Raw genomic sequence first — 13,555 nt, forward strand, 5'->3', positions numbered from 1 at the left:
GGCGGTCTTTTGATGGTCAGAAAACAGCGGAAGATATTCTGCTTTGCGTGGCCCCTGATGCTCAGGCCTGCTAGAGGAAAGGGCTTATGTATTACCTCGCGGAATTTGCCCTGAATTTCATGCTTATAGAGAGCCTTTATGCCGAGTAACCCTGCAAGCCTGTACAGGAAGGTTTTCCCGACCGCGCATAGGCTGTTGGTCGAGAGGATTATCAATCGACGTCTGAGGGAGGCGCATGGTGATGTGCTGGTTGTGGGAGCGGGGCACGATCCTTATGGCTATCTGCTCAGCCAGGCGAAATCGGTATGCCGCACCGACATTAGTGATGAATACGGAAACATTGACCTGGTTGCCGATGTGCACGACCTGCCTTTTGAGGACGGGTCTTTTGATGCCGTGGTCGCAATTGAGGTGATCGAACATTTGCGGTCACCTCAAGAGGCGGTTGCCGAAATATTCCGGGTCCTGAGGCCCGGCGGCAGGATTTTCGTGTCCATCCCTTTTATGTACAGGGTGCACGGTGACCCTTACGATTTCACCCGGTTCACGGCTGGTGGTCTCAAAGAGCTGTTTGATGCTTTTGATAATATTTCAGTTCAGGAGGTGAGCGGTCGCCTCCATGTGATTTCGGATATCATTACGACTGCTGCGCGTCCTCTGGCCGCATTGCGAATTCTGAACCACCTTTTGGCGCTGCCGGGAATTTGTACACCGAGCAAGGATTGCCCGAGTGGCTACTGGCTCGAGGCTGCTAAATGAGAAAACCCGTGGGTTCTGCGACGGCGCGCAAAGTGCTGCATATCAGCAATGATCTGGCAGATGGTGGGGCGCAAGGTGCGTTGTTTCGTCTATGCACCACACCGCGCGAGGATGTTGAACATATCGTTGTTTCACTTATGGGGGCCGGCAAATACGGGCCGCTATTGGAAGATGCCGGCGTTCAGGTATTTTGTTTGAATATGCGGCGCAGTGTTCTGACTTTCGGGGCGCTGTGGCAGCTATATCAAATCGTTCGCAATCAGGCGCCGGATGCGGTTCAAACCTGGATGTACCATGCCAATTTATTGGGGGGATTGATTGCCCGGCTTGGAGGCTGTGCGAATCTCGTCTGGGGTATACGGCATTCGGATTTTGATCCCGCGCACACCAGTTTCACCACCCGGCTGGTAAACAAGATCGGTGCTCTCAGTTCTCGCTGGTTACCTCGAAAAATCATCGCCTGTGCAACGCGTGCCGTTGATGTGCATGTGCGGGATGGATATGATCAGTCCAAGTTTTCGGTCGTGCCTAACGGTTTTGATACAACGAAATTTGCCCCGGACGCGCAGTCCCGTAGCGCCGTGCGCGCGAGTTTGGGCATTGCGCCGGACGTGCCGCTGGTCGGCCTGGTCGGGCGGTGGCACCCTCAAAAAGATCATGCAAATCTTCTGGCAGCCTTTGCCCAGGTTCGCTCTAGGTATCATGATCTGGAACTCGTTTTGGTCGGCGAGGGGTGTGTGCCGGAGAATGACACCCTTGCGAAAATGATAGGTGAAGCTGACTTGGAAAGCGCCGTCCATTTGTTGGGACGCCGATCAGATACACCCGCAATCATGAACGCAATTGATTTGCATGTTTTATCGTCATCCCATGGCGAGGCCTTTCCCAACGTTGTCGCGGAGGCCATGGCGTGTGGTACCCCGTGTGTTGTAACCGATATAGGCGATGCCGCTTTTATTGTCGGGGATAATGGTTGGGTGGTGCCGGTAAGAGACAGCCAAGCACTGGCGGCAGCAATCGGCGCAGCGTTGACCCTGAAATCGGATCCGGCATTGTGGGAACAGCGTAAATTTGCCTCTAGAGCATATGTGTCCGAACGGTTCACCCTGCAACGTATGGCGGATGGATTTCACGAGGTTTGGTTCGGTGCTTAGATAGAGCGAGACCTGCGCCTTGCGGCAGGCTCTGTTCCGAAGCGAATATTCAATTTGCCAACAAGTTTGGTAGCCAGAGAGGCGGGCAAGAATGTGTGGTTTTGCGGGATTCCTTGGAGAGCCTGTCAGTGGGCTAGATGGTGATCCACAAACGCAACTTGCGGTAATGAGTGAGGCGGTCCGCCATCGTGGGCCCGATGATTCCGGGATATGGGTTGATGCTGATCAGCACATAGGACTGGCCCATCGACGGCTATCTGTTATCGACCTTTCAGAAGCCGGGCATCAGCCCATGATATCGCCGAGCGGGCGTTATATTATCGCTTATAATGGCGAGATTTATAATCATGCCGACATACGCGCCGAACTGGCTAAAGCGACCGGCGGTCACCCGGAATGGCGCGGTCATTCGGATACGGAAACCCTGCTCGCAGCCATTGAGTGCTGGGGTGTCTTGGCAACGTTGGAAAAGCTGGTTGGGATGTTCGCGTTTGCGCTCTGGGATCGGGAACGGTGTGAGGTGACCCTTGCAAGAGACCGGGTTGGCGAGAAACCATTGTATTTTGGATGGCAGAACGGCGTCTTCCTTTTTGCCTCCGAACTTAAAGCCATCAAAGCGCACGAATGTTTCAACGGGGGCATCAATCGCAAGGCGCTGGGGCTGCAACTCCGGCATGGTTATATTCCGGCGCCGTACTCAATCTATGAGGGGATTGAAAAACTTCCTGCCGGCTCTTTTCTGACTCTCCCCGGGGGAGCCTCCCAGGCGCTGCTCGACCAGTTCCGGCCAACCAGATACTGGTCGCTGGATGAGGTGGCAGAATATGGCAGAAGGGCGCCGTTCGAGGGGGAACTCGAAGAAGCTACAGATCGTTTGCAGGAACTGCTTGCCCGGTCAGTCAACCAGCAAATGATATCTGATGCGCCTTTAGGGGCATTTTTGTCAGGGGGTGTCGATTCCAGCCTGGTGACGGCGTTGATGCAGGCGCATTCCACAAAACCTGTGCGCACATTCACGATCGGGTTTGAAAACCCCGCGTTTAACGAAGCCGGTTTTGCCATGTCGGTTGCCCAGCATTTGGGAACCGACCACACCGAGGTTTTTGTAACCGAAAAAGATGCTCTCGATATTGTCCCCGGATTGCCGCAAGTTTTTGATGAGCCGTTTTCGGACCCGTCGCAAATACCAACAATAATGGTCTCGAAAGTTGCGCGAGAGAATGTAACCGTCGCCCTTTCCGGTGACGGTGCGGACGAGTTGTTTGGCGGCTATGGCCGTTATGTTTTGGCCCGGAATCTTTGGAATAATCTGAGCAAAGCCCCGCCTGTTCTGAGGGAAGCTGTCGCCTTTGGAATGGGCGCACTGCCCGTCGGCCTGATCAATCAGGCCGGGAAATCTTTTGATCAGATGCGCGGCAAAAGCCAGGACCGGCATTTGTTGGGCGACAGGGTAAACAAGTTGGCTGACTTGGTGACAGCGTCGAGCCCACAACAATTGTATAGCCAATTGATGGGATATTGGGCCGCTGAGCAAATTGTGATTGGTGAGCGTGCAGGCGAGCGTGATCTTGAATCTGTTTCACTGGCAGCAGGTGAATTTCTCGACCACATGATGCACCAGGACATGCGATATTACCTGCCGGATGATATTCTTGCGAAAGTCGATCGGGCGTCAATGAGCGTCAGCCTGGAAACCCGGGCACCCTTTTTAAGCCCTGAGCTGCTGTCATTTGCCTTGAGCTTGCCGCTATCCATGAAAGTGGAGGGTAATCGTGGAAAGGTCATCCTCAAAAACCTGTTGGGCCGCTATGTGCCCGATACGCTTTTTGATCGCCCCAAGATGGGGTTTTCAGCTCCCGTAGGTCAGTGGCTACGCGGTCCCTTGCGCGAATGGGGGGGGGATTTGTTGGATGAAACGCGTCTTTCCAGGCAAGGTTTGTTGAACGCTTCGGCAATTTCCCGAAAATGGCGCGAACATCTGTCGGGCGAACGCAATTGGCAATATCACTTGTGGAATGTTCTGATGTTTCAATCTTGGTTGGAGAGTGTTTCTTGAATCGTCTTCTCTTTGTCGTGAACGAACCTTCCACGTTTGTGTCACATCGTCTGCCAATTGCGCTTGCGGCCCGAGGTGCCGGTTATGAAGTCCATGTCGCAACGCGTGCTGGTGCCGCAGTCGAAAAGATCAAAGAAAGCGGGTTGTTTTATCACGAAATTCCGTTGAACCGCCGTGGTGGCAATCCATTTGAGGAACTTCATACGCTTGCTGTTCTCGTTGGTTTGATGCGAAAGCTTCGACCGTCGCTGGTTCATTTGATTACAATCAAGCCTGTTCTTTATGGAGGCATTGCGGCGCGGCTGTGCGGGGTTACTTCAGTGGTCGCCGCGGTAACGGGTTTGGGCCCGGCATTTACAGCGCGAGGCGGCTTGGCGGCGTTGCGTCGGGCGATTGTGGTGTTTTTGTATCGCCGGGCATTTGTCCATCCAAAGTTTCGGGCGATATTCCAGAATTCGGCGGATTTCGACACAATCAATGGATATGTGCACATGGCCCCTGACGATGTGGTCATGATCCCGGGGTCTGGTGTCGATCTTTCAAAATATCCAGAGACCCCGGAACCAGCCGGTATACCGACAGTGGTTCTGGCATCCCGCCTGGTGCAGGACAAGGGCATAGATATTTTCGTCGATGCCGCGAGAATTCTGAAGGAGCGCGGCGTTGAAGTGCGATGCCAGGTGGCTGGTGAAACAGATGGCCCGGGCTCTATTGATGAGGCCGTTCTGGAAAGGTGGCGGGAAGAGAAATGCGTCGAGTTTCTCGGCTTTCGTTCAGATATTCCTGACCTGTTCGCTGGCGCCAATATCGTGACTTTGCCATCCAGCTATGGTGAAGGTTTGCCCAAGGTTCTGCTGGAGGCCGCAGCTGCCGGCCGCGCGATTGTGACAACAGATCACCCCGGCTGCCGGGACGCGATTATTCCCGATGAAACGGGGCTCTTGGTCCCTGTCCGTGATCCACAAGCATTGGCCTCTGCCATCTCGGAGCTTGTTGAAAATCCCGCGCGCCGTATCGAGATGGGACAAGCAGCGCGAAAGCTGGCGCATGAGCGATTTGGTGTCGATCGGGTCGTGAATACCCACCTCGATATCTATAACACCCTCACGGACTGAGTGCCTTCCCCCTCAAGGCAAAGCGGCGCGCCATTGTTGTAGGAAAATCCGGCGTTTGGCGGCATCGAGCCCGACCAGGAGGGCGGGGCTGAGGGTGATGGGGCGCAGGGTTTGCGGGTCGGGGTCGCCGGCGAGTTCGGCGATCAAGGCACTGCCGTCAATGGGGGAGAGCAGGCGGGCTTCGCCGGAGAGAATTTCGCGGCCGCGTTCCGACAGCATGAAGGCGAGAAAGGCCCGCGCCAGATCCGGCGACGTGGCATCCCGCGAGATGAAGCCGGCCCGGGCCATGATCAGCGTATAATCATTGGGCAGGACAATGCCGAGCCGCGGATCATCTTCGATATGGGACAGGGCATAGGACCCTAAAACGTTATATCCCACCAGCAGGCGACCATCGGCAACCCGGTCAAGAATTTCCGATGTGCAGCAAAAAAGCTGTGCGGCGTTCCGTCCCAAACCTTCCACAAGCCGTCCCCAGGTGCTGGCCTGGATCGCGTCCTGAAACGCGAACAGATAGCCAACCCCGGAGGCCTCGATATCATAGCTGCCGACCCGGGCCCGAAAGTCGTCGCTGTCGCGCAACAGGTCAATGAGGTCGAAACGGCTTTTGGGAATTTTCCGGCCCTCGAACCACGCCTTGTTGTAAACAATCACCGCCGGCTCAAAAGTCAGTCCGAATAATTCATCCCGCCAGCGGGCCCAGTCGGGCAGGACCGCACCAAGCTCGGGCCCGGGAGAGCGGGCACAGCCATCATTGACCAGTTTCAATTGCTGGTCGATTGAAGAGCTGACAATCAGGTCGGCCACGAATTCGCGCTTGTCGCAAGCGGCCGCAATATGCGCACTCAGCTCGTTGGTGGTCAGTTCACGATAGGTGATGGTCACACCCGGGCGCACCTGTTGGAATGCCCGGATAATCGGTTCAAAGATCACCAGATCGGTTGTGCTTTCAATGGTCAGTTGCCCGCTTTCAGGCTGCAGGGCGGCCAGCCGTGTTTCTGTGGCCATGGCCGGGGCGAGACCCAGAAAACACAATGCGAGCAGGAGTGCTTTCATGACGTCATTACCTCAAACTCGAGGCCGATTTCAAAGCCGCCATTCTCTAAATGGTGCAGGACCAGCCGCGCACCGTGCGAGGCGGCAACCGCCGATACAATGGAGAGCCCCAGCCCGGCGCTTTCGGGTTCGATACCGTCCGAGGTGAAGCGTTCGCCAATATGGGCGGCCAGCGCCTGGGGAATGCCCGGGCCCTTGTCGCGCACAAGGATGGCGGCGCGATTGGCGTGCGTGGATTGCACGACGAGCGACACCGGATGAGCGCCATGTTTGACCGCATTGTTCAAAAGGTTTTTCACCGCTTCGCGGAGGCTGACCAGATCGCCGCGCACCATGACATCATCATGGGGCAGTTCGACACTGATCGCTTCATCGGCGGCGGCGCGGGTTTGCCGTTCCGCTTCAAGGGCCACGCGGCGGAGATCGATTTCCTGCAGCGCGGCGGAATCGGCGCGATGCGAAATCAGCGCATGGCTGAGCAATTGGTCGGCCAGCCGCCCAAGCCCGACGCTGCGGGCATAAAGCCGCCGGTGCAGGCGCTCCAGTTTTGCCGGGTCGGTCTCATCAAGGGCGAGCTGGGCCTGGGCCCGCAGGGCGGTAATCGGGGTGCGGATTTGGTGGGTCGCGTCCGCGACAAAATTCTGCATTGCTTCAATGCGGCGGTCGAGCCGGTGCATGAACCGGTTGATGGCGGCAACGAGCACGGCCACTTCCTCGGGCGCGGGGACATTGATCGGCGACAGGTCATTGACGTCGCGGCTCAGAATGGCCCGCTCAATCCGGGCCAGCGGGCGCAGGGCAATCCGCACCACGATCATGGCGACAAACAGCAATACAATGCCGGCAATGGCAATGATCAGCACGGCCTGGGTGGTGATGGAATTGGCAAGCGCGGTGCGCTCACCGGTTGTCTGGGCGACAATAACCGAGACGGCGCCGCTGATCGAGCGCTCCGCCAATTGCCGGGTTAAATAGACGGCGCGGATATCGGTCCCTTTATACCGGGCGCGATAAATCGTGTCGCCGCCATGCCCGTCGCCGGGCAGGGGCAGGTCGGCATAGCCGGTCAGGGTTTCGCCCTGCGGGCCGAGAATGCGATAAAATACCCGGTCGGTGCGCGCGAGCGAGAGCAGTTCAAAAGCGGAGACGGGCAGGTCGACATCAGCGATACCATCGGTCACGCTGATGCGTTCGGCAATCTGCAAGGCTGCGCCGCGCAACAATCGGTCAAAGGTTTCGTCGGCTGCCGCCTGCCCATAGCGATTGGCGGCGATGATTGTGCCCAGCACCACCAGCACAAGGATCAGCATCATGGCGGTGCCCAGCCGGAAGGCCACGGACTGGTGACGTCTTGAAAGGGGCAGGGGCGGGTTCATGCCGGCGGTCTGTCGGTTTTGATCATGGCCTGATATCCGAGGCCGCGCAGGGTGCGGATCTCGAGATCCGCATTGCCCAGTTTGCGCCGGAGCCGCGCGATATAGACTTCAACCGCATTCAGCCCTGCCTCGCCGGTTAACCCATAGAGCCGCGAATAAAGTTCGTCTTTTTGCAATACGCGATTGAGATTGCCCATGAAGGTTTCCAGAAGAATGAATTCGCGCCGGGTCAACTCGACTTCCGCCATATCGACAGAAACGGTGCGGGCAGCGAAATTGCAGCTCAGATTGCCCGCGTTGACCACGGCTTCGCTGGCCCCGTGCTGCCGCCTTGTGATGGCGCGGGCCCGCGCTTCGAGTTCGCGCAGGTCAAACGGCTTGACCAGATAATCATCGGCACCGAAATCAAGCGCATCGATCTTGTCTTCCACCTGCATGCGCGCGGTCAGCACGAGAACGGGCACGCCGTTTTTGGCGGCGCGCAATTGCTTGAGGAATACAAGTCCTGACCCATCGGGCAGGTTAATGTCGAGAATGACCAGATCGTAAGGGTCGATTCCGGCATAATGGCTGGCATCTTCCAGCGTCGCGGCAAGATCGCAGGCATGCCCCTGGCGGGTAAAATGCGCCAGAATGGCTTCCGCGACATCCTCGGTGTCTTCCACAACCAGTATGCGCAACCGGTTTCCTCCTCAGGCCATGACAGGTTGATGAAAGCTTGGCGGCCTATGTTGATCTGACCTTGGCACGAATTGTGTGTGCGAGGAACTCTGGGAGGAACATCATGAAGAAATTTATCGTGGCCGGTGCGGCCACCCTTTTTGCCGCCTTTGCCTTTGCGGGTCCCGCTGCGGCATTCGAGCCTGAGAACGCCGAATGTATTGCCCCGGCCGGTGCCGGCGGTGGCTGGGATTTCACCTGCCGCCAGATCGGCAAGACCCTTTATGATCTCAAGATCGTGCCCAACCCAATGCAGGTGACCAACCTTGCCGGCGGCGGCGGTGGTGTGGCTTTTGCCGAAGTCGTGGCCAAGCACAACACCAATAACGACCTGATTGTCGCCGCATCTTCCGCGACAACCACGCGTCTTGCCCAGGGTGCTTTCCCGGGTGCCAATATGGATCAGGTGCGCTGGCTGGGTACGGTTGGCGCTGATTACGGCGTGATTGCTGTCGCCAAGGATTCACCGATCAATTCGCTCACTGAGCTGCTTGAAAAGGTCAAGGCGGACCCCTCATCGGTCGCTTTTGCCGGCGGTTCTGCTGTGGGCGGCTGGGACCATCTGAAAGTGCTGATCGCCACCAAGGCGGCCGGTATCGAAGATGCACGCACGATCAAATATGTGGCCTTTGAGGGTGGCGGCGAAGCCATTACCCAGCTTTTGGGCAATCACGTGCAGGCCTTTACCGGTGATATTTCCGAGGCCAAGGGCTTCGTTGATTCCGGCGACATCAAGGTTCTGGCCGTTCTGGCCGAGAAGCGCCTGCCGGGTGACGAGTTCAAGGACTTCCCCACAGCTATCGAGCAAGGCATTGATGCCGTTGGCGCCAATTGGCGCGGGTTTTATGCCCCCGGCGGCATGAGCGATGAAGCCTATGCTTTCTGGGCCAACGCCATCAAAACCACTTATGAAAGCGATGAGTGGAAAGAAGTGATGGCTGCCAATGGCCTGATGCCGCTTGAAGGCTGGGGTGAAGCCTTTACCGGCTTTGTGCGCGGCCAGATTGATGCGACGGAAACCCTGTCGCGCGAAATCGGCATTCTGCAGTAGTTTAAAAAAACGCATGCCTGCCGCGGGCCGACCGGTAACAACCGGCGACCTGCGGCAGGCCTCAAAGGGGGAGGTGTGCGATGAGCGACAGAATTCTTGGAGGCGCCTGCCTGTTGCTGGCCGTCTTTTACATTTTCTTTGCAACCAAGATTCAGGTTGGCTTCATGTCCGACCCGATGGGGCCAAAAGCCTTTCCGGTGCTGATCGGTGTGATTTTGGCCATTGCCGGAATCTATCCGCTGGTACGCCCGGATCCGGAACCTGAATGGCCCGGCTTTGGCCGCCTCATGGAAATCGTTTTCGCTGTGGCCGTCATGGTGGGCTATACTTATGCCCTTCCTGAGATTGGTTTCACTGTGTCCACCGCGGTCGCTGCCGGTCTTTTGAGCTGGCGTCTGGGGGCTTCGCCAGTCAAGGCGGCGATTGCCGGTATTCTTATTGCGGTGACGATTTTCGTGCTGTTCCGCATGGTGCTCAAACTGTCGCTGGCCCTCGGGCCCTGGGGGTTCTGATATGGATGTGTTTGCACAACTCGCCGACGGGTTTGCCGTCGCGCTGACATGGCAGAACCTTGGCCTCGCCCTGATCGGCTGTCTGCTTGGTACCATGATTGGTGCCTTGCCCGGGCTGGGGCCGACCAATGGCGTGGCTATCCTCATTCCGCTGGCCTTTACCCTTGGCCTGCCGGCCACCCCGGCGCTGATCCTTTTGACCTCGGTCTATTACGGGGCCATGTATGGCGGGCGCATTTCCTCGATCCTGCTCAATATTCCGGGCGATGAACCGGCATTGATGACCACGCTTGATGGTTATCCCATGACCAAGAAAGGGCAGGCGGGCGAAGCGCTGGCGCTCTCGGGCATTGCCTCTTTTGTCGGGGCTTTCTTTGCCACATGGGGGCTGGTGTTTCTGGCCCCGCAGCTGGTCAAGATTGCCTTGTTGTTTGGCCCTGCTGAATATTTCGCCCTGTTTACCCTCGCCTTTGCGACCCTTGGGGGCATTGCCTCCAAGAACCAGGCCAAGGCGGCGATCGCGGCGGCCATTGGTATTGGTATCGCCATGATCGGTGTTGATCACCAGACCGGCGTGCCGCGCCTGACCTTTGGTGAGATCCACCTTTACGAGGGCATCAGCTTTCTGGTGGCCATTGTTGGCCTGTTCGCCATATCCGAGGTCTTGCTGTTTCTGGAGCATGCCAAGGGCAAGGCGCCCGAGGCGGCGGGCACCAAGCTGGGACGTATCACCGTGCCCTGGCCAATGCTGAAAAAGACCAGCGGCACCATGGCGCGCAGCACGGTTGTCGGCTTTCTGGCCGGTGTCCTGCCGGGGGCTGGCGCTTCGCTTGGTTCGTTCATTGCCTATACAATCGAAAAACGGGTCAGTGACAAGGACGGTACATTCGGCAAGGGCGACCCGCGCGGTGTGGCCGCACCCGAAGCTGGCAATAACGCCGCTGCGGGCGGGGCGCTTGTGCCCATGCTGGCGCTCGGCGTGCCAGGGTCCGGTACCACAGCTGTGCTGCTGGCCATGCTGATGGCGCTCAATATCACACCCGGCCCGCTGCTGTTCACCCAGCATCCCGATGTGGTCTGGGGGCTGATTGCGGCGTTGTTTATCGGCAATATCATGCTGCTATTGCTCAATGTGCCGATGGTGGGGCTTTTTGTGCGCGTGTTGCAGGTGCCCTCGAAATATCTGATGCCGGCGGTGGCGATGATTTCCTTTGTCGGCATTTATGGCATTTCCGGGTCGACATTCGATTTGTTGCTGATGATCATTTTCGGCGTTGTCGGCTATATTTTGCGCAAGCTGGATGTGCCGATGGTGCCAATCATTCTGGGCATTCTGCTGGGCAATGAGATGGAAAAAAGCCTGCGCCGCGCCTTGACCATTTCTGATGGTGATGTGTCGATCCTCTGGGGGTCGCCGCTGGCAATCACCATCTGGGCCCTGGCCATCCTCGGCTTTATCGCCCCGATGCTGATCGGCCGCTTCCTCAAGCCCCGGCCAAAAAAGGATGCGAGCGTTTCATCATAAGGCGTTCGCTTTGATGGATTTGAATGGAGCCGTCCCGGTTTACACCGGGACGGCCTTTTCGCGCCAATGGCTGCCAAGGGCATGGCCGACGAGAATGAGGCAGAGGCCGAGGGCTGACCTGTTCACATATTGGTTGCGAAGGGAGAAGGTGCTTGCGGAGTTTTGGGCCATCACTCCGGCAAGCGGGAAAGTGCAATGGCGGCTGCTGCCTTGACGTGATTGACCGCTGCCTTTTGTGCTGCTGCATAATTACCCGCGGCAATCGCTTCCACAATGAGGCGGATTTCTTCAACGCTTTTTGCCATGCGTCCGGGTTGCGACATGGAGGTTGCGCGTAAATAGCTCACACGCGCGGTGAGTTGAGAGAGGATGTCATTGACCACTTCGGCCTGCGCCACCGAACTGATATGGGCATAAAATTGTGCCATGAGTGCCACTGCACGCATGATGTTGCTTTCGCCGGCTGCGCCGGCAAATTCCTCAAAAAGGGCTTCGAGCTGTCGCGTCTGTTGTGGATTGGCATTGTCAATGAAACGCTGCACCAGCAATCCCTCGAGATAGCCGCGGATATCGTAGATTTCCTGAGCCTGGGCGCGTGTCACGCGCGCGACGGTCGGGCCCTTGCGCGGCTCAACCTGAATAAGGCGTTCCGCTTCGAGTTGGCGTAATACTTCGCGAATGGAGGTGCGGCTCACCCCCATTGCTTCGCACAATTCGCGCTCGATCAAACGGGTGCCGGGGGCAAACTGCCCGTTGATTATGGCGTCACGCAACCGGTCCAGTGCCTGTTCACGCACGAGGACCGGCGCGGTCACAATGCCCAAAGAGTCAAGCGGTGAACCAGATGCATCACTGGTTGCGTTGGTCATTGAAATGCCCTTCCACATTCGAGCCGGTCACAAAACGGGCGTGAACCGTTTTCCGTGGCGCCCGAAAACCATATATGTGCCTTTAAACCAATCTTCTTGGGATAGTCGATCCCTCCATTCAGATTTGCGCGCCTTATCGCGCGCGTCAGACGCCAGAGCGCGTTCATCTGAAAGGTAGTGCAAGGCAAGCCGGTTGAAGTTTTCAGGTCCGCCCGATTCAATGGCAAAGCGGCGGCAGCCCAGCCAGTCTGGTGTTTCCAGCAGGGTCGGCACGTGATCCTGATTATACCAGTCATCGAATTCGCTGAGCCGGTCTTCGGGGACAGTAAAGAATACCGGATAGAGCACCGGTGCTTCCACAAAGTTTTCCGTATTGAACTGCGTATTGATCGGGCGACCGATATAGCGGGTGAAATTGCTGACGGATTTCAGCATCCAGGCAGTCTGTTCGCTGGGATTGTCCTTGACCTCGGTATAGGCGGGGCTGGTGAGCACATCGGTCGCGTCCATATCATAAACAGCCAGATAATCGCGTTCATTGCGCTTGTAACGCTGAGCACCGGCAAAGCCCGGCACCGCCATGCGCAAGGGAATATGTTCTTCATCATACCAGTTGTTGAAGTCACTTTCCCATTCCGGGCCCGGTGTCATTTCCGAAAACAAGACGGCTTTTTCCATGATGCCGAACTCCTCTGAGATCTCTATTGACAGACGGTATTCTTGTCATACAAGATGACGAAATAGTCAAGTGAGCAGTTGGAAAGGTAGCCATGAAAATTCGCAAAATGTTCACCCAAATCGAGGAAGTGCGCTCTGAGGCGGGGGTTGATGCCCAGGAACCGCTGCGCAAAGTTGCCGTGATTGCCGTGGTGAACAACCCTTTCGCTGGCAAGCCCTATGCGGAAGATCTCTCGGTGCTCACCGACGCCAGCGTCGAGATCGGACGCCAGATGGCGGAAGCGGCCAATGCCGCAATGGCCCCTTATGAGGTGGTCAGCTACGGCAAGGGCGGCATTGCGGGCCTCAATGGTGAGCAGGAACATGTCGTTGCCATGCTTACCACCGTCTATGGCAACGTCATGCGTGAAGCCATTGGTGGCGGCATCGCGTGGATTTCATCCTTTACCAAGCGTGCGGCACCTGGAGCGACGATAGAAATCCCGCTGGCCCACAAGGACGCGCTTTATGTGCGCTCGCACTATGACGGCATGTCGATCATGATGCCGGATGCGCCGCTGCCCGATGAATTGGCGTTGATTTGTGTGTTTGCTAATCGCGGGCGCCTCAATGCCCGGGTTGGTGGCATCAAGGCCGATGAGATCGAGGGCAAGGACGGCTTGCACTAATTTAACGGAGAACGTG

Annotated in this window: 13 protein-coding genes; 8 read left to right on the forward strand and 5 right to left on the reverse strand. The window is 57.1% G+C overall.

Features of this window, described 5'->3' with window-relative positions; translation table 11 throughout:
• Nucleotides 1–138: 138 nt before the first annotated feature.
• From L1P08_RS16240 to L1P08_RS16255, 4 genes are all read left to right on the forward strand, one after another.
• Complete coding sequence (locus L1P08_RS16240; protein ID WP_303619626.1) at nt 139–759, forward strand: methyltransferase domain-containing protein; 621 nt, start codon at nt 139–141, stop codon at nt 757–759.
• 8 nt (nt 760–767) lie between these two features.
• On the forward strand, nt 768–1,913 hold the full coding sequence (locus L1P08_RS16245; protein ID WP_303619627.1) for a glycosyltransferase family 4 protein: 1,146 nt from the start codon (nt 768–770) through the stop codon (nt 1,911–1,913).
• 91 nt (nt 1,914–2,004) lie between these two features.
• Nucleotides 2,005–3,969 (forward strand): asparagine synthase (glutamine-hydrolyzing), encoded by a 1,965-nt coding sequence (gene asnB / locus L1P08_RS16250; protein WP_303619628.1) that lies wholly within the window; start codon nt 2,005–2,007, stop codon nt 3,967–3,969.
• Nucleotides 3,915–5,084 (forward strand): glycosyltransferase family 4 protein, encoded by a 1,170-nt coding sequence (locus L1P08_RS16255; RefSeq protein ID WP_303619704.1) that lies wholly within the window; start codon nt 3,915–3,917, stop codon nt 5,082–5,084. The genes asnB and L1P08_RS16255 overlap by 55 nt, the downstream gene beginning before the upstream one ends.
• Nucleotides 5,085–5,096: 12 nt before the next feature.
• Here L1P08_RS16255 and L1P08_RS16260 read toward each other — a convergent pair whose 3' ends face one another.
• Genes L1P08_RS16260 through L1P08_RS16270 form a run of 3 tightly spaced genes read right to left on the reverse strand, consistent with a single transcriptional unit; the run spans nt 5,097 to nt 8,196 of the window.
• A complete protein-coding gene (locus L1P08_RS16260; RefSeq protein WP_303619629.1) occupies nt 5,097–6,140 on the reverse strand; it encodes an ABC transporter substrate-binding protein in 1,044 nt (347 codons plus the stop codon).
• The gene (locus tag L1P08_RS16265; RefSeq protein ID WP_303619630.1) at nt 6,137–7,516 is read right to left on the reverse strand and encodes a sensor histidine kinase; all 1,380 of its coding nucleotides are present in this window, start codon (nt 7,514–7,516) and stop codon (nt 6,137–6,139) included. Before L1P08_RS16265 ends, L1P08_RS16260 begins: the two co-directional genes overlap by 4 nt.
• Nucleotides 7,513–8,196 (reverse strand): response regulator, encoded by a 684-nt coding sequence (locus L1P08_RS16270; protein ID WP_303619631.1) that lies wholly within the window; start codon nt 8,194–8,196, stop codon nt 7,513–7,515. The genes L1P08_RS16265 and L1P08_RS16270 overlap by 4 nt, the downstream gene beginning before the upstream one ends.
• A 104-nt stretch (nt 8,197–8,300) precedes the next feature.
• On the opposite strand from L1P08_RS16270, the gene L1P08_RS16275 reads away from it, so the two are divergent.
• From L1P08_RS16275 to L1P08_RS16285, 3 genes are all read left to right on the forward strand, one after another.
• Nucleotides 8,301–9,287: a Bug family tripartite tricarboxylate transporter substrate binding protein gene (locus L1P08_RS16275; protein WP_303619632.1), complete on the forward strand. Its 987-nt coding sequence runs from the start codon at nt 8,301–8,303 to the stop codon at nt 9,285–9,287.
• Nucleotides 9,288–9,367: 80 nt separating this feature from the next.
• Nucleotides 9,368–9,799, forward strand: coding sequence for a tripartite tricarboxylate transporter TctB family protein (locus tag L1P08_RS16280; RefSeq protein WP_303619633.1), 432 nt, complete (start codon nt 9,368–9,370; stop codon nt 9,797–9,799).
• Between the two features lie 94 nt (nt 9,800–9,893).
• Complete coding sequence (locus tag L1P08_RS16285; RefSeq protein WP_438268476.1) at nt 9,894–11,324, forward strand: tripartite tricarboxylate transporter permease; 1,431 nt, start codon at nt 9,894–9,896, stop codon at nt 11,322–11,324.
• Between the two features lie 170 nt (nt 11,325–11,494).
• Here L1P08_RS16285 and L1P08_RS16290 read toward each other — a convergent pair whose 3' ends face one another.
• Together L1P08_RS16290 and L1P08_RS16295 are read right to left on the reverse strand one after the other, a co-directional pair.
• Complete coding sequence (locus tag L1P08_RS16290) at nt 11,495–12,193, reverse strand: GntR family transcriptional regulator (RefSeq protein WP_303619635.1); 699 nt, start codon at nt 12,191–12,193, stop codon at nt 11,495–11,497.
• Nucleotides 12,194–12,220: 27 nt separating this feature from the next.
• Nucleotides 12,221–12,871 (reverse strand): DUF4286 family protein, encoded by a 651-nt coding sequence (locus L1P08_RS16295; RefSeq protein ID WP_303619636.1) that lies wholly within the window; start codon nt 12,869–12,871, stop codon nt 12,221–12,223.
• 92 nt (nt 12,872–12,963) lie between these two features.
• Here L1P08_RS16295 and L1P08_RS16300 point away from each other — a divergent pair, with 92 nt between their 5' ends.
• Nucleotides 12,964–13,539 (forward strand): amino acid synthesis family protein, encoded by a 576-nt coding sequence (locus L1P08_RS16300; RefSeq protein ID WP_303619637.1) that lies wholly within the window; start codon nt 12,964–12,966, stop codon nt 13,537–13,539.
• The last annotated feature ends 16 nt before the right edge of the window (nt 13,540–13,555 follow it).

The sequence above is a fragment of the Mariluticola halotolerans genome, from assembly GCF_021611515.1.
GTDB lineage: Bacteria > Pseudomonadota > Alphaproteobacteria > Rhizobiales > Devosiaceae > Mariluticola > Mariluticola halotolerans.